14 protein-coding genes are annotated in these 17,236 nt (G+C 72.2%); 7 read left to right on the top strand and 7 right to left on the bottom strand.

What is annotated here, in order from left to right; genetic code table 11:
- Positions 1–42: 42 nt before the first annotated feature.
- From OG294_RS11320 to OG294_RS11295, 6 genes are all read left to right on the top strand, one after another.
- Positions 43–843, top strand: coding sequence for an ABC transporter ATP-binding protein (locus OG294_RS11320; protein WP_327066350.1), 801 nt, complete (start codon positions 43–45; stop codon positions 841–843).
- Entirely contained in the window at positions 843–3,356 is a 2,514-nt protein-coding gene (locus OG294_RS11315; RefSeq protein WP_327066349.1) for an FtsX-like permease family protein, read from the top strand. The genes OG294_RS11320 and OG294_RS11315 overlap by 1 nt, the downstream gene beginning before the upstream one ends.
- A 414-nt stretch (positions 3,357–3,770) precedes the next feature.
- Positions 3,771–4,985 (top strand): sensor histidine kinase, encoded by a 1,215-nt coding sequence (locus tag OG294_RS11310; protein ID WP_327071500.1) that lies wholly within the window; start codon positions 3,771–3,773, stop codon positions 4,983–4,985.
- The gene (locus OG294_RS11305) at positions 4,949–5,593 is read left to right on the top strand and encodes a response regulator transcription factor (protein ID WP_327066348.1); all 645 of its coding nucleotides are present in this window, start codon (positions 4,949–4,951) and stop codon (positions 5,591–5,593) included. Before OG294_RS11310 ends, OG294_RS11305 begins: the two co-directional genes overlap by 37 nt.
- Before the next feature lie 223 nt (positions 5,594–5,816).
- Positions 5,817–8,828, top strand: a complete 3,012-nt coding sequence (locus tag OG294_RS11300) for a non-ribosomal peptide synthetase (RefSeq protein WP_327066347.1) — start codon at positions 5,817–5,819, stop codon at positions 8,826–8,828.
- A gap of 162 nt (positions 8,829–8,990) precedes the next feature.
- Entirely contained in the window at positions 8,991–9,566 is a 576-nt protein-coding gene (locus OG294_RS11295) for a DUF5994 family protein (RefSeq protein WP_327066346.1), read from the top strand.
- Between the two features lie 379 nt (positions 9,567–9,945).
- Here OG294_RS11295 and OG294_RS11290 read toward each other — a convergent pair whose 3' ends face one another.
- From OG294_RS11290 to OG294_RS11280, 3 genes are all read right to left on the bottom strand, one after another.
- Positions 9,946–10,317, bottom strand: a complete 372-nt coding sequence (locus OG294_RS11290) for a CBS domain-containing protein (protein WP_327066345.1) — start codon at positions 10,315–10,317, stop codon at positions 9,946–9,948.
- Positions 10,318–10,431: 114 nt separating this feature from the next.
- Complete coding sequence (locus OG294_RS11285; protein ID WP_327066344.1) at positions 10,432–11,955, bottom strand: DEAD/DEAH box helicase; 1,524 nt, start codon at positions 11,953–11,955, stop codon at positions 10,432–10,434.
- Between the two features lie 369 nt (positions 11,956–12,324).
- Positions 12,325–12,528 carry a cold-shock protein gene (locus OG294_RS11280; RefSeq protein ID WP_030918248.1) on the bottom strand — a complete coding sequence of 68 codons (204 nt, stop codon included), beginning with the start codon at positions 12,526–12,528 and terminating at the stop codon, positions 12,325–12,327.
- A 397-nt stretch (positions 12,529–12,925) separates the two neighbouring features.
- On the opposite strand from OG294_RS11280, the gene OG294_RS11275 reads away from it, so the two are divergent.
- A complete protein-coding gene (locus tag OG294_RS11275; protein WP_327066342.1) occupies positions 12,926–13,147 on the top strand; it encodes a hypothetical protein in 222 nt (73 codons plus the stop codon).
- On the opposite strand, the gene OG294_RS11270 is transcribed toward OG294_RS11275, so the two are convergent.
- Genes OG294_RS11270 through OG294_RS11255 form a run of 4 tightly spaced genes read right to left on the bottom strand, consistent with a single transcriptional unit; the run spans position 13,137 to position 17,236 of the window.
- The gene (locus tag OG294_RS11270) at positions 13,137–14,456 is read right to left on the bottom strand and encodes an LLM class flavin-dependent oxidoreductase (protein ID WP_327066341.1); all 1,320 of its coding nucleotides are present in this window, start codon (positions 14,454–14,456) and stop codon (positions 13,137–13,139) included. The genes OG294_RS11275 and OG294_RS11270 overlap by 11 nt on opposite strands.
- A complete protein-coding gene (locus tag OG294_RS11265; protein ID WP_327066340.1) occupies positions 14,453–15,574 on the bottom strand; it encodes an LLM class flavin-dependent oxidoreductase in 1,122 nt (373 codons plus the stop codon). The genes OG294_RS11270 and OG294_RS11265 overlap by 4 nt, the downstream gene beginning before the upstream one ends.
- Before the next feature lies 1 nt (position 15,575).
- Positions 15,576–16,370: an ABC transporter ATP-binding protein gene (locus tag OG294_RS11260; protein ID WP_327066339.1), complete on the bottom strand. Its 795-nt coding sequence runs from the start codon at positions 16,368–16,370 to the stop codon at positions 15,576–15,578.
- Positions 16,346–17,236, bottom strand: a complete 891-nt coding sequence (locus OG294_RS11255) for an ABC transporter permease (RefSeq protein WP_327066338.1) — start codon at positions 17,234–17,236, stop codon at positions 16,346–16,348. Before OG294_RS11255 ends, OG294_RS11260 begins: the two co-directional genes overlap by 25 nt.

Raw genomic sequence — 17,236 nt, 5'->3', positions numbered from 1 at the left:
TATCAGTTCGCGTGAGGTGTGACTAACCGGGTGGGAGTTCCAGTGCAGACTCAGGAGAACGGTCAGCAGACGGTGGCCGTCCGGCTGGAAGCGGTCGAGAAGATCTACGGCAAGGGCGACAACGAGGTGGCCGCGCTCAAAAGACTGAGCATGACCTTTGACACCGGCAGTTTCACGGCCGTGATGGGCCCCTCGGGATCGGGCAAGAGCACCTTCCTGCACTGCGCCGCCGGTCTGGTCCAGCCCACGTCGGGCAGGGTGCTGGTCGGTGACACCAACCTCGCGGACCTGGACGAGGTGCGGCTGACCAAGCTGCGCCGCGACCGCATCGGCTTCATCTTCCAGTCGTTCAACCTGCTTCCGGCCCTGACGGTCATGCAGAACATCGTGCTGCCACTGCAGTTGGCCGGTAAGCGGCCGAACAAGAACCAGATCCTGATGGTGGTCAACCGGGTCGGTCTGGCCGACCGGCTCGACCACCTGCCCGGCCAGCTCTCCGGCGGCCAGCAGCAGCGCGTGGCGATCGCCCGCGCCCTGGTGACCCGGCCCGCCGTGGTCTTCGCCGACGAACCGACCGGCGCGCTGGACACCCGCACCGCCGCGGCCGTGCTCGGCCTGCTGCGCGAATCGGTGACCGCCGGCGGGCAGACCCTGGTCATGGTCACCCACGACCCGGTGGCCGCCTCCTACGCCGACCGCGTGGTCTTCCTCGCGGACGGCCGGTTCGTCGGCGAGATGTACCAGCCGACCGCCGAGGCGGTCGCCGCGCGGATGACCCGGCTCGGCGCCTGGGACGACGAGAACATCGCGCCCTCCTCGACCCTGTCGGGGGGTGGCCGCTGATGTGGCTGCTGGCGCTGCGCACACTGAAGTTCCGTAAGACCGGGTTCATCGCCACCTTCGTCGCGATGTTCCTGGGCGCCGCGATCGTGATGGCCTGCGGCGGCCTGATGGAGACCGGCGTCCGGATGGCGGCCCCGCCGCAGCGGCTGGCCGGGGTGCCGATCGTGGTGACCGGTCAGCAGACCTACGACTCCACCGCGCTGACCGAGCGCAACCGGATCGACCCGGGGGTGCTCGACACGGTCAAGGCCGTTCCCGGCGTCGGCAGCGCGATCCCCGACCTGTCCTTCCCCGCGACCGTGGTGGTGGGCGGCAAGGCGGTCGACGCCGGCTCGCAGGGGCACACCTGGACCAGCGCCGGGCTGACCCCCTACACGCTCGCCCAGGGCGCGGCCCCGGGCAGCGGCCAGGTGGTCCTCGACTCGAAGCTGGCGGCCGACTCGGGCGCCGCGGTCGGCTCCAGCGTGCAGCTGACCGTGCACGGCGCCCCGCGGACCTTCACGGTCTCCGGCGTCGCCCAGCAGAACACCGGCGGGACGATCCAGCCGAGCCTCTTCTTCTCCGACTCCCAGGCGCAGCAACTGGCCGGATCGGACGGGAAGTTCGACTCCATCGGAGTGCTGCCGGCGCCCGGCGTCCCCGTCGCGACGCTCAAGCAGGCCGTGAGTTCGGCGGTCGGCGGCAAGGCGATGGTGCTCACCGGCGAGCGGCGCGGCCTGGCCGACCTGCCGGGCACGCTCTCCAGCCAGCAGACCGTGACCATCCTGGCGGCGGTCTTCGGCAGCTGGGCGGTGCTGATCGTGATGTTCGGCGTCGCCTCCACGCTCGGACTCTCGCTCCAGCAGCGGGCGCACGAGATGGCCCTGCTGCGGGCGATCGGCACCACCTCCCGGCAGGTGCGCCGGATGATCCTCGGCGAGACCGCCGTGCTGTCGGTGCTCGCCACCGCCCTGGCGATCGCCCCCGGGTTCGTCATCGGCAAGCTGCTGTACGGGCAGCTGACCGGCAACGGCGTGGTCTCCAAGCAGATCGCCTTCCACCAGGGCTGGATCCCGATCACGGCCGGCGCGTTCGCGGCGATCGCGGCGGCCGTCGGCGCGGCGCTGTTCGCGGGGCGCAAGGCCGCCAGGACCAAGCCGGTCGCGGCGCTGGCCGAGAGCACCCTGCAGACCAAGTGGCTCACCACCACCCGCTTGCTGCTGGCGCTGTTCTTCATGGTCAACGGCGTCATGCTGTCGGTCATCACGGTCACGGTGATGACCGACGGGCCGACCCTGGCGAGCACCGCGGGACCGGCCTCGGTCCTGTTCGCGATCGGGTTGGCCCTGCTCGCCCCGGGGATCACCAAGGCGATCGTGGTGGCGGTCAGCTGGCCGGTGCGCGCGCTGTCCGGGCTGTCCGGGTACATGGCGCTGCGCAACGCCACCACCAACAACGTCCGGATGGCGGGCGCGGTGGCGCCGATCGTGCTGCTGATCGGTGTCGCCACCGGCACCCTGTACATGCAGTCCACCGAGGACCACGTCTCCGCCAAGAGCTACTCGAGCAACGTGCTGGCCGACTACGTGCTCGACTCCTCGACCGGCGGCTTCGCGCCGGGTGTGGTCGGCTCGGTCCGCTCCATCCCGGGCGTGGCCGGCGCCTCCGAACTGGTCAGCTCCGTCGGCTTCGTGGACGCCGCCGGCAGCGGCAACACCATGGACCTGCGCGGCGTCTCGGCCGACGGCGTCCAGCAGACCATCGCGCTCGACTCGCTGACCGGGTCGATCGGCGACCTGCGGGGCAACACGGTGGCCCTGTCGGACAAGCAGGCGAAGAACTTCGGCGTCCACATCGGGGACAACCTGAAGATCCACTTCGGTGACGGCACCGCCGCCGACCCGAGGGTCGTGGCCACCTACGCCGACAACCCCCAGGAGGAGTACCTGCTGCTGCCCTCCGACGTGCTGGCCCCGCACACCACCGCCGGGCTGCCGACCAAGATCCTGGTCCGGGCGGACGCCAACGCCGACCTCGGCCGGATCCAGTCCCACCTCGACAGTGTGGCCGCCGCGGTGCCCGGCACCGCGATCGCCGACCGCTCCACGCTGACCAGCTCCAACAACCAGATCCAGCAGATCCTGGTCGCCTCGAACTACACCATCGTCGCCATGATCGTCGGCTACGCGGCGATCACCGTGATCAACACCCTGGTGGCGGTGACCCGCAAGCGCCAGGGCGAGTTCGGCCTCCAGCGCCTGACCGGCGCCACCAAGGCCCAGGTGCTGGGCATGCTGAGCGTGGAAGGCGTCCTGGTCGCCGTCATCGCGACCGTCCTGGGCACCATCGCCTCGGCGACCACGATCGTCCCGTACAGCCTGGTGAAGGCCCACTCGGTCCTGCCGCAGGGCTCGATCGGCATCTACCTCGCGATCGTCGGCGGCGCGCTCGTCCTGATCTTCGGTGCGACTCTGCTCCCCTCCTGGCGGGGGATGCGGACTCCGCCGATCGAAACGGCCAGGTCCCCCGCCTGACCGGCACGCCGGGGCCGTTCCTCCGTTCACCCCCGGACGGAGGAGCGGCCCCGCAGCCGTGTTCCGGGACCTGTCGGTCGGTCAACTCGTCACGGCCCGTTGCGTTTGAGTAACGTGGTGCTCATCAGAAACCCGCTGTCACGGATGGACGATCGCTCAGGTGTGCTTCGCTTACCGCCCTTCCTCGGACCCGTCCACCGACCGAGCCGCGGATCCGGTGACCCGGCCCGGGTTCCGCCGGGCCGCCTCCCGCCGTGTCACAGCCCGCTGCGTCACATCCCCCTGCTCCATATTCCCTTGGGCGGACCCGTGCGAGTCCCGGTGAGTATCAGGAACGGCCTGCGCGAGTTCCCCGCCCGACTCCGCCGGGCCGGCGCCGACCTGGTGGTCGGGGTGCTGATCGCGCTGGGCGCCATGCTCTCCGTCTGCCTGTTCCTGGTCACCACCTACTTCGTGGGCCTGTTCGTCATCGGCATCGGCGCGGTGATGCTGCCGATCGTCACCAAGTGGGTCCGCTGGCTGTGCAACGCCAACCGGCGCGCGGCCGCCCGGTCGGGCGTCGAGATCGCCGTTCCCTACCGGCCGGAGCCCAAGGAGTTCGAGAAGGACATCGTCGGCTGGATCCGCCGCTGCAAGTGGATCCTGACCGATCCGGCCACCTGGCGGGACCTGCTCTGGCTGCTGCTCAACTCGGTCGTCGGCATGATCGGGTTCCTGCCCGCCGCGGTGCTCTACTACGTCCTCGAAGGGCTCGCGCTGGCCTGCGGCCTGTGGCGGCCCATCCTGCGGGCGCAGGGCACCGGGCGCGAGTACTTCTTCGTCCCGGTCCAGAGCCAGCCCACCGCCCTGCTGGCCGCGCTGGCGGCAGCGGCGCTCTTCGTCGTCTGGGCGTGGTACAGCCCGGTCTTCCTCACCGCGCACGCGTACTTCACCCGCCTGCTGCTCGGCCCCACCGAGAGCTCCCGGCTCGCCGTCCGGGTCCAGCACCTGGCCGAGACCCGCTCCGGCGCCCTGGACGCGGCCGCCGCCGAACTGCGCCGGATCGAACGCGACCTGCACGACGGCGCCCAGGCCAGGCTGGTCGGCCTCGGCATGACCCTCGGGGCGCTGGAGCGCCACCTGGACACCGACTCGGAGGAGGTCCGCAGACTGCTGCTCGACGCCCGCACCTCCTCCGTCTCGGCCCTGCGCGAGCTGCGCGACCTGGTGCGCGGCATCCACCCCCCGATCCTCGCCGAACGCGGCCTGGCCGACGCGCTGCGCGCCCTCGGCCTGGCCAGCCCGCTCCAGGTCGAGGTGACGGTGAGCATCCCGGGCGAGGTGCCGCCACCGCTCGAGTCCGCGCTGTACTTCGCGGTGTCCGAGCTGCTCACCAACGCCCTGAAGTACTCCGACGCCGAGCACGTCGAGGTCAGCGCCTGGCACGACGGCGCCGTGCTGCACGCCTGGGTCGTCGACGACGGCCGCGGCGGTGCCGACGCCACCAGGGGAACCGGTCTGCACGGCATCCGCCGGCGGCTGGCGACCTTCGACGGAACCCTCGACATCAGCAGCCCGCTGGGCGGTCCGACCGCGATCAAGATGGAGATACCGTGCGTGTTGTCCTCGCCGAAGACCTCTTCCTCCTGAGGCAGGGGCTGATCCAACTCCTGGGCGCCTACGGCTTCGAGACGGTGGCGGCCGTCGACAACGGCCCCGACCTGCTCGAAGCCGCCGCCACCCATCGCCCCGACATCCTGATCGTCGACGTCCGGCTGCCGCCGACCTTCACCACCGAAGGCCTCAAGGCCGCCCTGCAGGCCAGGCGCGAGATCCCCAAGCTCCCGATCCTGGTGCTCTCCCAGCACGTCGAGCAGATGTACGCCCGGGAGCTGCTGGCCGACGGCACCGGCGGCATCGGCTACCTGCTCAAGGACAGTGTCTTCGACAACGAGCAGTTCATCGACGCGATCCGCCGGGTCGCCGCCGGCGGTACCGCCATGGACCCCGCCGTGGTCTCCCAGCTGATGGTGAGCCACGCACGCGACGAACCGCTCGGCGCACTCACCGCACGCGAGCGCGGCGTCCTGGAACTGATGGCCGAGGGCTGCTCCAACACGGCCATCGCACAACGCCTGTTCATCACCGAGGGCGCGGCGGCCAAACACATCTCGAACATCTTCGTCAAGCTCATGCTGCCGCCGGACAGCGACAGCAACCGACGCGTCCTGGCGGTCCTCGCCTACCTCAACGCCTGACCCGATCACCGGCGGTCGGTAGGGGGGACCAGGGGTACCTCGCGGCGGGGGCGAAGTCATAGCGTCCGAAGGGAGCGGAGCGCGGCGCGACGTCGGTCGGGCCATGGACAAAAAAAGAGTGTGATCAGTTTTGAGAATTCAGACCGGTAGCAGCTCGAGATCGAGATCATCGCAAGCTCTCACCCCGTCCGGGGGCCGGCCCTACACGCGTGCCGTCTCGCCCATGGAGTGGGTGTTCCTGGGCATGGGGCCGGGTCACTGCGTGGCCCACGTGGTCGAGGGCGAGGGCAGCCTGACGCTCGATCAGCTGACCTGGGCGGTCGAGATCGCCGCGCAGGCGTCGCCCGGGATGCGGCTGGTGCGCGAGGGCAAGTGCTGGGTGGACCGGGGGACGGCGCCGCCCGTCGTGCGGCTCGACGCCGCCGCCGGCCTGCTCGACGCGCCCGCCCTGCAGCGCCCGCTCGACGCGGGCAGCCGGACCTGCGAGGTGCTGCTGGCCCCCGGAAGCCGCTCCACGGTGGTGTTCCGCGCCTTCCACGGCATCACCGACGGGCGCGGACTGCTGCAGTGGGCGGCGGACGTGTTCCGGGTGCTGCGCGGCGAGGAGCCGCTGGGCGCGGACTCCCGGCTCAACGACAGCGAGCTGATCCAGGGGCTCGACCGGCAGGGCGGACTGCCGCCGGCCCAGCCCAACCCGAAGCTGGAGTGGCCGCCGCTGCTCGGCCGCCGCTCGCCGGGCTCCTCCGGCGTGCTCTGGCGCCGCCGCACCGTCGACGGCCGCCACCCGGCGGCGACGGCCAAGGTGGCCGCGGCCCTGGCGCAGACCTACGGCTCCGGGGGCGGGCGCTTCTTCGTCCCCGTCGACCTGCGCCGGCACCGTCCGGAGCTGCGTTCCACGGCCTCGCTGGCCCGTGCGGTGCAGTTGCAGGTCGAGGCGGGCGACGGCTGGCCGCAGGTGCAGCAGCGGCTGCTCACCCTGCTCGCCGCGGACGCCGAGCTGGCCCCGCAGTTCGCCGACTCGGTCCTGCGCACGCCGCTGCCGGTGATGCGCCTGGTCAACGCCGGGATCGACCGCTTCGCGGCCAAGAAGAACCAGTACAACAGCCTGGCCTACCTCGCCCACCTGGGCAACGTCGCACTGGCCGACTTCAGCGCCGGGGACTTCCAGGCGGCGGCGGTCTATCCGCTGGGCACCACCGGCCCCGGCGGTCCGCTGGAGGTCAACCTGCTGGAGAGCGCGGCCCGCACCGAGATCACCGTGGCCTGGCACGACGGCCCCGGCCTGGCGGAGCGGGCCGAAGCCGTGCTGGACACCATCGAGGAGGCGCTCTCCCCGCGCGAGCACCGGCAGTGGGAGGGGAACCGCACCGAGCGCCCGCTGCCCTCCCAGCGCTCGGTGGTCGAACTCTTCCGGGAGCAGGTCGAGCGCACACCGGAGCGGATCGCGCTCAGCGGCCCCGAGGGCGAGGTCAGCTACGCGCAGCTGAGCCGCCGCGCGGACGCGGTCGCCGCGGCGCTGCGCGAGCGGGGCGTCGGCCCCGGTGACGTGGTCGGGCTCCTCGCGGGCCGCACGGTCGCCGCGGTCGCCGCGGTGTGGGGCGTGCTGCGGGCCGGCGCCTGCTACCTCCCGCTGGACACCCGGCACCCGGACGCGCGCCTGTCCGACCTGCTGACCGACGCCGGCTGCACCTACTGCCTGGTGGAGAAGCCCTACGACACCCGCGGGTGCGTGCAGTCGGGCTGCAAGCCGCTGCTGCTGGACGACCTCGCCGTGGACGGCGCCGCACCCGAGGACTGGCAGGACGTCGTCACCGACCCCGAGGACCTGGCCTACATCATCTACACCTCGGGCTCGACCGGTCGGCCGAAGGGCGTGCAGATCGAGCACCGGAACCTGGTCAACTACGTCCACTGGGGGATCCGCGCCTTCGACGTGGACGCCGACACCCGGCTGCCGCTGCTGACCTCGCCCTCCTTCGACGTCACGGGCACCTCCGTCTACCTGCCGCTGCTGGCGGGCGGCCAGGTGATCCTGATGCCGGAGGACCCCAACCACCTCTCGCTGCGCCGGCTCCTGACGGAGTCGGGTGCCAACGCGCTCAACCTGACCCCCTCCCACCTCGACCTGATCGGCCAGCTCGACCTGTCACCCACCGGGTACCGCACGGTGATCGTGATCGGCGAGCAGCTGCGGGTCGAGGTCGCCGCCCGGGCCCAGCAGATGTTCGGCCCCGACTGCCGGATCATCAACGAGTACGGGCCCACCGAGGCCACCATCGGCTGCACCGCGCACACCTTCGACGCCGAACTGGACGGCGGCACCGCCGTGGTGCCGATCGGGCGGCCCGCGGACAACACCACGGTGCACCTGCTCGACGCGGACGGCCGCTTCGTCGCCCCCGGCGAGACCGGCGAGATGTACCTGGGCGGTGTCCAGCTCGCCCGCGGCTACCTCGGCCGCCCCGAGCTCAACCGCGAGCGCTTCGTCCACCTGGCCGACGGCAGCCGCGTCTACCGCACCGGCGACCTGGCGCGGGTCCTGCCGTCGGGCGAGATCGAGTGCGTGGGACGGATCGACGACCAGGTCAAGGTGCGCGGTCACCGGGTGGAGCCGGCCGAGGTGGCCCAGGCCCTGGAGGACCACCCGGCCGTGGACCGCGCCGTGGTGGTCGCCCGCAGCCGGGCCGGGCGGTCGGGCAACGCCCTGTACGGCTACGCGCTGACCAACTCGCCCGTCACGGCGGAGGAGTTGGCCGGGCAGCTGGCCGCGGTACTGCCCTCGTACATGGTCCCCGCCGCGATCACGCTCGTGTCGGAACTGCCCTACACGGTGAGCGGCAAGGTCGACGTCAAGGCCCTGCCCGACCCGTTCGCCGACGAGTCGCCCGGCACCGCCCCCGCCGGCACGGCACCGCTCACCCCGATGGACCCGACCGAGCAGGCGGTGGCCGACATCTGGGCCCGCACCCTGCAGGCGGACCGCTCCCGGCTGGAGACCCAGTCCGACTTCCACCACCTCGGCGGGGACTCCGTGTCCCTGCTCGGCATGCTCGCGGCCGTCTGCCGCGAGGTGCTGAGGCCGGACCAGGAGGCCGCCTTCATGGCCGAGTTGCCCCGGATCCTCGCCGAGCCCACCGTGGAACGCGTGGCCGCCCTGGCCCATGCCGCCTGCGGCGGCGACGCCGACCACGCTCTCGTCGGCGGACACAGTGTGACGGGTGGCGCCCCTCGGTGAACCGAGGCGAACGCCGGGCCGACAGGTGCTCCGCGCGGGCCTTGCGCGGAGTAACCTGGAGATCACCGAAGGCACCTCGTATGCCGGCACCGGACACTGGCGTCGTCTCCGGCGAACGGCTCTGCCGGCTCGCGTCCGCGGGCCGGGGACAGGTCCTTCATCATGACCGTGACTCTCGATCGTGCGACTGCGATGCGGTCCGCCGACTCCGCCGCCCGGTTGTCGCTTGCGCCTGACGGCGTACGGCCCGGCCGCCTGGACGGTGCCTGGTGGCCCCGATCGCGTGACCTTCTTCTCGAACTCCCCTCTCTTGCAGCGGAGTTGGACAAGCGGTGGAGTCGGCTCACCCGGATCACCGTGAACCCGGCGCAGTGGCTGGCCTTCCCGCGGCAGATCCCGGTGGTGGGGCACACCGTGCACGTGGGCTGGTTCGACGAGGAGCAGAACCAGGACATGGTCATGGTTCGTTCCTACGACCCGCTCCGACTCGACCTGCTGGTCGTCCCGCCGTCCACGGACGCCGTCGAGGCGGCTCGGCTGATGTCCGAAGCGGCCGACCCGGCCAGTACCCGCACCGCACACGCCCTGATCGCCGCCGGGAACGACGGCGCCGCAGGGCGCGAAGCCCGCTCGGGCTTCCTGCCGTCGACCGCCGAGGCGGTCGGTGGCCCCGGCGGGGCCACCGACCGCGCGCGCGTCGCCCGGGCACGGGCGGCCGCGTGGCCCGGCCCGCGGTAGCCGGGCCGGGCACCAGCTGGACCGGTGGCTGGACCGCATCGCGAACGGCCCTGTGGGACAGCGCAATTAGTTGACCGGCTGCCAGGAATGCGGGTCGCGCGGAGTACCCTGGACAGTGCCGGAAGACTTACCGGCAGAGCGATTCTTGGAGGTGCATATGGGATTCGGTAGGACAGGATCGCTGATTCTGCACCTCGTGACCACGAACTTCGTGCCCGGCTGTGACAGCGGGAAGTAGACAGAATCCTCACGTGGTCCGCGCGGTGCGGGGTCAACCCTCCGCCCCGACCGGCGTTCACGCTGGTCGCAGGCCGTTTCCGCAGAGCTGCGGAGACGGCCTCTGGTGTGTGCCGCTGCTCTGGTGTGGGCCGCGTGGTCGCTACACGCTGAGCAGGCCGACGACGTGGCCGTCGTGGTCCACCACCGGCCAGCTGGCCAGACCGCGGGAGCGCATGGCGGCGACCGCGTCGGTGGCGGGCATGTCGGCGGTGGCGAACGGGGCGCGGTCCAGCACGATGTTGCGCACCGCGGTGCGCTCGGTGTACCAGGACCGGTTCTGGAACGGCGCGAGGTGAATACGGGTCAGCAACCCGGCACAGCGGCCCTCGTCGTCGCGGACCAGGACGTGGTCCGCACCGGAGCTCTGCAGGATGTCCATCGCCGTGTCGACCATGACGTCGTCACTGATCTGCAGTTCCGGGTGTTCCATGAGGTCGCCGACCGTCGCGGGGCGTTCGAGGGTGATGCTCATGAACGGGCTCCTTCGTGTCTCTCCCGCCAGTGGTGGCGGCGATCAGGCGCACGGACGGGTGGGACAGGTGCGGACAGCCGTGACGGGTGCGCGGGGCCGGCCCGCGCACCCGCTCTACGCCGCGAGGGTGACGCGCCTGGACGACGCGCCGCGGGAGCCGCTGCGGGAGCTGCCGGCGGTCGCCGGGTTGCGCCCGGCGTGCGCGGGGCGGCTGCGGCGGTTGCGTCCCGTGGACGCGCTGCGGCGGGGCCGCTCGAGGACGGGGTCGGGGATCACCACGGGGATGCCGGTGGGCACGCGGGCGCCGGTGATCCGAGCCAGTTCCTCGTCGCCGGCGGTGACCCGGGTGGATTCGGGGGTGATGCCGGCGGTGGTCATCATGCGGGCCATCTCACGGCGTTGGTTGGGCAGGACCAGGGTGACGACGGTGCCGGACTCGCCGGCCCGGGCGGTGCGTCCGCCGCGGTGCAGGTAGTCCTTGTGGTCGCTCGGCGGGTCCAGGTTGACGACCAGGTCGAGCCCGTCGATGTGGATGCCGCGGGCGGCGACGTTGGTGGCGATCAGCGCGGTCACCGCGCCGGTGCGGAACTGCTCCAGGGTGCGGGTGCGCTGCGGCTGGGACTTGCCCCCGTGCAGTGCCGCCGCCTTCACCCCGGTGGAGAGCAGGTGGTCCACCAGGCGGTCGGCGCCGTGCTTGGTGTCGGTGAACATGATCACGCCGCCCTCGCGCGAGGCGATGTGCGCGATCGTGGCGTCCTTGTCCCGGCTCTGGACGTGCAGGACGTGGTGCTCCATGGTGCTGACCGTCGCGGCCGAGGGGTCCACCGAGTGGGTGACCGGGTCGGTGAGGAAGCGCCGCACCAGCCGGTCGACGTTGCGGTCCAGGGTGGCGGAGAAGAGCATCGTCTGGCAGCCCTCGGCGACCTGGTCGAGGAGCTCGGTGACCTGGGGCAGGAAGCCCATGTCGGCCATCTGGTCGGCCTCGTCCAGCACGGTGATGCCGACGCCGTCGAGCTGGCAGTCGCCGCGCTGGATCAGGTCCTTGAGGCGGCCGGGGGTGGCCACCACGACCTCCGCCCCGCGGTTCAGCACCTGGGCCTGGCGGCCGATCGACATCCCGCCCACCACGGTCGCCATCCGCAGCCGCACCGCGTGGGCGAAGGGGGTCAGCGCCTCGGTGACCTGCTGCGCCAGCTCGCGGGTGGGCACCAGCACCAGGGCCAGCGGCCGGCGCGGCTCGGCCCGCTGGCCGGCGGTGCGGGCGAGCACCGCGAGACCGAACGCGATGGTCTTGCCGGAGCCGGTGCGGCCGCGTCCCAGCACGTCGCGTCCGGCCAGCGAGTTCGGCAGCGTCGCGGCCTGGATCGGGAACGGCGAGGTGACGCCCTGGCGGGTCAGCACCGACAGCAGCGCCTTGGGCATGTCCAGTTCGTCGAACGACTCGACGGCCGGCAGCGCCGGGGTGGTACTGACCGGCATCGCGAACTCGCCGCGCGGCGACGAGTTCTGGCGCCCTGGACGCCCCTGGCGCCCGCCCCGGCCGGACGGCCGTTCGGCGCCCGCCGAACGGGAGCCCTGGAAGGCGCTGCCGGAGCGGGAGTTGGCGTTCTGGTAGGAGGATCGACTGGAACGATTCATGCGAAAACCTTCCTCGGGGCGGCACGTCACGAGGAAGGCTCCGCGGCGCGGGGCGCCGGCGGAGGCCGCAAGGGAACGGGCCGGAAGTACAACGGGTGAAGCGTGGACGGCAGAACCGTGCGCCACGTCACCTGCGGTCGGCGCTCACCGACCTGGGCGGGAGCGAAGACCTCGAACCGTGGGATGTCACGGCAGGGCGGCGCCGATCCGGACGCGGCGCTGGGCGTCTCGCGTGGGGATGGCCGCCGGTGGCGGAGGCAGGGGGCCTGAACGGCCGGGGCTGCGTGGTGACGCAATGCCGAGGGGCCCGCACCGGGCATGTACGCGGTGCGGGCCCCTCGCTGCTAGGCGGGTGCCGTGGCAGTAGAACTACAGCGGGCGAATGTTCTCGGCCTGCGGGCCCTTCTGGCCCTGGGTGACGTCGAACTCGACCTTCTGGCCCTCGAGCAGCTCACGGAAGCCGTTGGCGTTGATGTTCGAGTAGTGGGCGAACACGTCAGGACCGCCACCCTCCTGCTCGATGAAGCCGAAGCCCTTTTCCGCGTTGAACCACTTCACGGTGCCATTTGCCATGGAAAAATCTCCTTCAAGGGGCTGTTCGAAACACGCACAGTGCTTGCTTCGAGTCGCCGCGATGAGCACCCACCCGGGGAAGAGCCGGGAAACAAAAATGCACCTGCGAAACATCAGCAGGCGCACACAAAGTTCATGGGAACCACTACTGCAACTACGACGACTCTAGCAGGCCCAGGCCCGCAGCGGTGGATTATCCGGCCCCGGGTTTCGCGGCCGCCGTTCTCCCCGGCCGTCGCCCCCTGGGCGTCGGGGGCGTCAACGCGCCGTGCGGACAGGGAGGTTGAGGGCATGCAGCGCCCGCTGCGGCCGGCATCGGCGGTTCTCCGGGGCCCCAGCCGAATTCGTGACCTTCGGAACGACCCGGTCCCGGGATTTACGGCGCATACTGGCAGTGATGACGAAATCAGCAGCAGTCCGGAGAGTCCTCCCCACCAGCCCCTTCAAGGCCCGGGTCGAGGCACCGCCCAAGCAGTTCGCCGTGGGCGACCGCGTCACCCACGACAGCTACGGCCTCGGGCGGGCCATCGGTGTCGAAGGCGACAGCGCGGTGCTCGTCGACTTCGGATCGCGCCAGGTGCGCATCACCCAGCCGTACGCCAAGTTGTTCAAACTCTGAACTGGTTCGCCGGGCGGGGCAGGCCGTAGTGCTCGCGCAGGGTGCCTCCTCGGTACTCGGTGCGGAAGAGCCCGCGCTCGCGCAGGATCGGCAGCACCTTCGCCACGAACACCTCCAGTCCGGAGGGCAGGACCGCGGGCATCACGTTGAACCCGTCGGCCGCACCGTGCTCGAACCAGTGCTGGATCGTGTCGGCCACCTGGACGGGCGTGCCGGTGAAGGTGCGGTGGCCGCGGCCACCGCCGAGCCGTGCGATGAGTCGGCGCACGGTCAGGTTCTCGCGCTGGGCCAGTTCCACGATCAGCGTGTAGCGGCTCTTGGCCCCCTCGACCTCGTCCTCGGTGGGGAGGTCGTCGGGCAGCGGTTCGTCGAAGCGCAGCCGCTCCGGCTCCACCTTGAGCAGCGTGGCGAGCTGCTCGCGCGCGTAGTGCGCACTGATCAGCCGGTCCAGTTCGGCCTCCAGCTCGCGGGCCTCGGCCTCGGTGTCGCCGATCACCGGGACGATGCCGGGCAGGATCTTGAGGTGCCCGGGGTCGCGTCCGGCGGCGACCGCGCGGCGCTTGACGTCAGCGTAGAACGCCTGCCCCTCGTGGAGCGTCGGCTGCGCGGTGAAGACCGCCTCGGCCCACCGGGCGGCGAACTCCTTGCCGCTCTCCGAGGAGCCGGCCTGCACGAGCAGCGGGTACCCCTGCGGCGAGCGGCGCACGTTCAACGCCCCCTCGACCCGGAAGAACCGGCCGCGATGGCCGGCCGGGCGGACCCGGTCGGCCAGCGCGTGCACGCCGGCGGCCTTGTCCGCCACCAGCGCCCCGTCGGCCCAGCTGTCCCAGAGCTTGGTGGACACCTCCAGGAACTCCGCGGCCCGCTCGTAGCGGGTCCGGTGCAGCGGCTGCCCGTCCAGGCCGAAGTTGCGGGCCGCCGCGTCACCCGCGGTGGTGACGATGTTCCAGCCCGCGCGGCCGTTCGACAGGTGGTCCAGCGAGGCGAACCGCCGGGCCAGGTTGTACGGCTCGTTGTAGCTGGTCGAGGCGGTCGCGATCAGCCCGATGTGCGTGGTGCCCGCGGCCAGGGCGGCGAGCAGCACGGTCGGCTCCAGCTTCCCGGACGGCCGGCGGCCGGGGTCGCCCCAGAGCACCGGGCTGTCGGCGAGGAACACCGAGTCGAACTTCGCGTCCTCGGCGAGGCGGGCCAGCCGCTGGTGGAAGCCGAGGTCCAGGTCGGCGGCCGGGTCGGACTGCGGCAGCCGCCAGGACGCCTCGTGGTGCCCGGTGTCGTGGATGAACAGGTTGAAGTGCAGCTGCTTGCTCACACGTGATCCTTCGTGCGGTCGGAGTGCGGTCGTTTCGGGACCTGCGCGGGGGTCGTGGCCGGCCGCAGCAGCGGGAGGAGTTCGTCGCCGATCCGGGCGATCTCCTCCTTGTACGGCGTGTCGGAGAGCACGAAGTGCGTCACCCCCAGCTCGCGGTACTTGCGCAGGGCGTCGGCGACCTGCCGCGCCGAGCCGACCAGCCACGTGGTCCCGGCACCGCCGCCGCCGTACCGGCCCGGCGCGGTGTAGAGGCAGTCGTCCAGGACCTCGCCCCGGTCCGCCAGGTCGAGCAGCCGTCGCTGGCCCACCGCCGGCCGGCGCAGGAACGCCGCGGCTTCCTGCCCTCCCTGCCGCGCCATGCGGGCCACCCGCTGCTCCGCCTCGCGCCACGCCTGCTCGGCCGTGTCCCGGACGAGGGTCGTCACGCGCAGCCCGAACTCCAGCGGCCGGTGCCGGCGCTCGACCGCCGCGCTGAGCGCCCGGAGCCGGTCGATCCGTTCGGCGACGCCGTCCAGGGGCTCGCCCCAGAACAGCTGGACGTCGGCCTCCCGTGCGGCGACCTGCTCGGCGGCGCCGCTCGCGCCGCCGAAGTACAGCCGCGGATGGCGCCCCTGCTCGGCGCCCCACGGCCGCGGTCGCAGGGCGGAGCCGTCCACCCGGTAGTGCTCCCCGTGGAAGGTCACCTCGTCCTCCTGCCACAGGCGGCGCACCAGGTGAAGGAATTCGAGCGTGCGCTGGTAGCGGCGGGCCGGGTCGAACTCGCCGTCGCCGTAGGCGGCGGCGTCGTCCAGGCCGCTGACGACGTTGACCAGGACCCGGCCGTGGCTGAGCTGATCGAGGGTGGCCGAGGCCGCGGCGAAGTTCGCGGGGTGCCAGTACCCGGGCCTGATCGCGATCAGCGGCTTGAAGGCCGTCGTGCGGGCCGCGAGGGAGGCCGCGACGGTGAAGGTGTCCGGTCGCCCCCAGCCGGTGCCCAGCAGCGCCCCGCCCCAGCCGTGCCGCTCGGCTGCGTGCGCGAGTCCGGTCGAGTGGTCGAGCGTGCCCCAGCCCTCGCGCGTGTTGTCGCCGCGGTGCCCGGGTTCGACCGTGTTCGGGATGTACCAGAGGTGTTCGCCCATCTCAGTTCTCCGCTCCGTGGTCGGTGGATCCGGCCCGTGCGGTGGCGGGTTCGCCGTCGGGTCGTACGCCGAGGGCGGCGAGCAGCCGCTCGCGGTACTCGCCCAGGCGCGGGTCGCGGTAGGAGCGGGGGTGGGGCAGCTCGACGGCCAGGTCGACGGCGATCCGGCCGTCCTCCAGGACGAGGACCCGGTCGGCGAGCGCGGCGGCCTCGTCGACGTCGTGGGTGACCAGGAGCACGGACGGGTGGTGGCGTTGCCACAGCTCGCGCAGCAGGGCGTGCATGCGGATCCGGGTGAGCGCGTCGAGGGCGCCGAAGGGCTCGTCCGCGAGCAGCAGTTCGGGCTCCCGGACCAGGGAGCGGGCGAGGGCGGCCCGTTGCTGTTCGCCGCCGGAGAGCTGGCCGGGCCAGGCGCGCTCCCGGCCGGCCAGGCCGACCTCGGCGAGCGCGGCTCGGCCGCGGGCGGCTGCGTCGCGGCCCTCGGCGTCCCGTCCGGGGGTGCCCAGCAGCACGTTGTCCAGCACGCGGCGCCAGGGCAGCAGGCGGGAGTCCTGGAAGACCACCGACACCCGTTGCGGGGTGACGAGCCGCCCGCTGCCGGCGGTGTCGTGGTCCAGGCCGGCGACGGCGCGCAGCAGGGTGCTCTTGCCGGAGCCGGAGTGGCCCAGGAGGGCGACGAACTGGCCGGGCGGGATCTGCAGGTCGATGCCGTCGAGCACGGTGCGTCGGCCGAAGGAGCGGGTCAGGCCGGTGAGGTGGACGGCGGGAGAGGTCAGCTGCTCAGCGATCGGCGCCATGCCAGGACCCTCCTTTCCAGGAGACGGACGGCGGAGTCGGAGGCGAAGCCGAAGACCGCGTAGATGAGCAGCCCGAGGACGATGACGTCGGTCCGGCCGTAGTTCTGCGCCTGGAACATCAGGTAGCCGAGGCCGTTGGTGGCGTTGATCTGCTCCAGGACCACCAGGGAGAGCCAGGAGCCGGTGACGGCGAGTCGCAGACCGACGAAGAAGCCGGGCAGTGCGCCGGGGAGGACGACCTGCCGGACGAACTGCCAGCGGCTCAGTCGCAGGACCTCGGCGAGCTCGACGTAGCGGGCGTCGATGCCGGCCAGGGCGGCGTGCAGGTTGAGGTAGACCGGGACGGAGACGACGATCGCGATGATGACGATCTTGAACGTCTCGCCGATGCCCAGCCAGAGGATGAACAGCGGGATCAGGCCCAGCGTGGGCACGGCGCGGCCGACCTGCACCGTGCCGTCGATCAGGGCCTCGCCGATCCGGCTCAGCCCGGCGGCCAGCGCCAGCAGCACACCGGCCAGCAGGCCGATCGTGAATCCCTGCACGGCACGCCGGAGCGAGGTGGCCAGATCGGTGCGCAGCGTCCCCGTGGCCCACAGGTGCGCCCCCGTGTGCAGCACGGTCCAGGGCGCGGGCAGGCTCCGCGGGTCCAGCAGCCCGGCCGCGCTGGCCCCGGCCCACAGGGCCAGCAGGAGCAGCGGCCCCAGCAGCCGGGCGCAGCGGCGGCGCCGGCCCGGCGCGAGCCTGCGGGTCCGGTGGTGCCCGGTGGTCGCCCCCGGGCCCGGGGCGGGCCCGGTGGTCGGGCCGGGCGCGGTGCGGGGCCGCTCGGGCGCCGCCACCACGGCGGTCGACAGGTGTTCGGCCAT

Source organism: Kitasatospora sp. NBC_01302 (genome assembly GCF_035976515.1).
Lineage (GTDB): Bacteria > Actinomycetota > Actinomycetes > Streptomycetales > Streptomycetaceae > Kitasatospora.
Note: the sequence above shows the minus strand (reverse complement) of the source record. Positions and strands in the feature narration are given on the sequence as shown.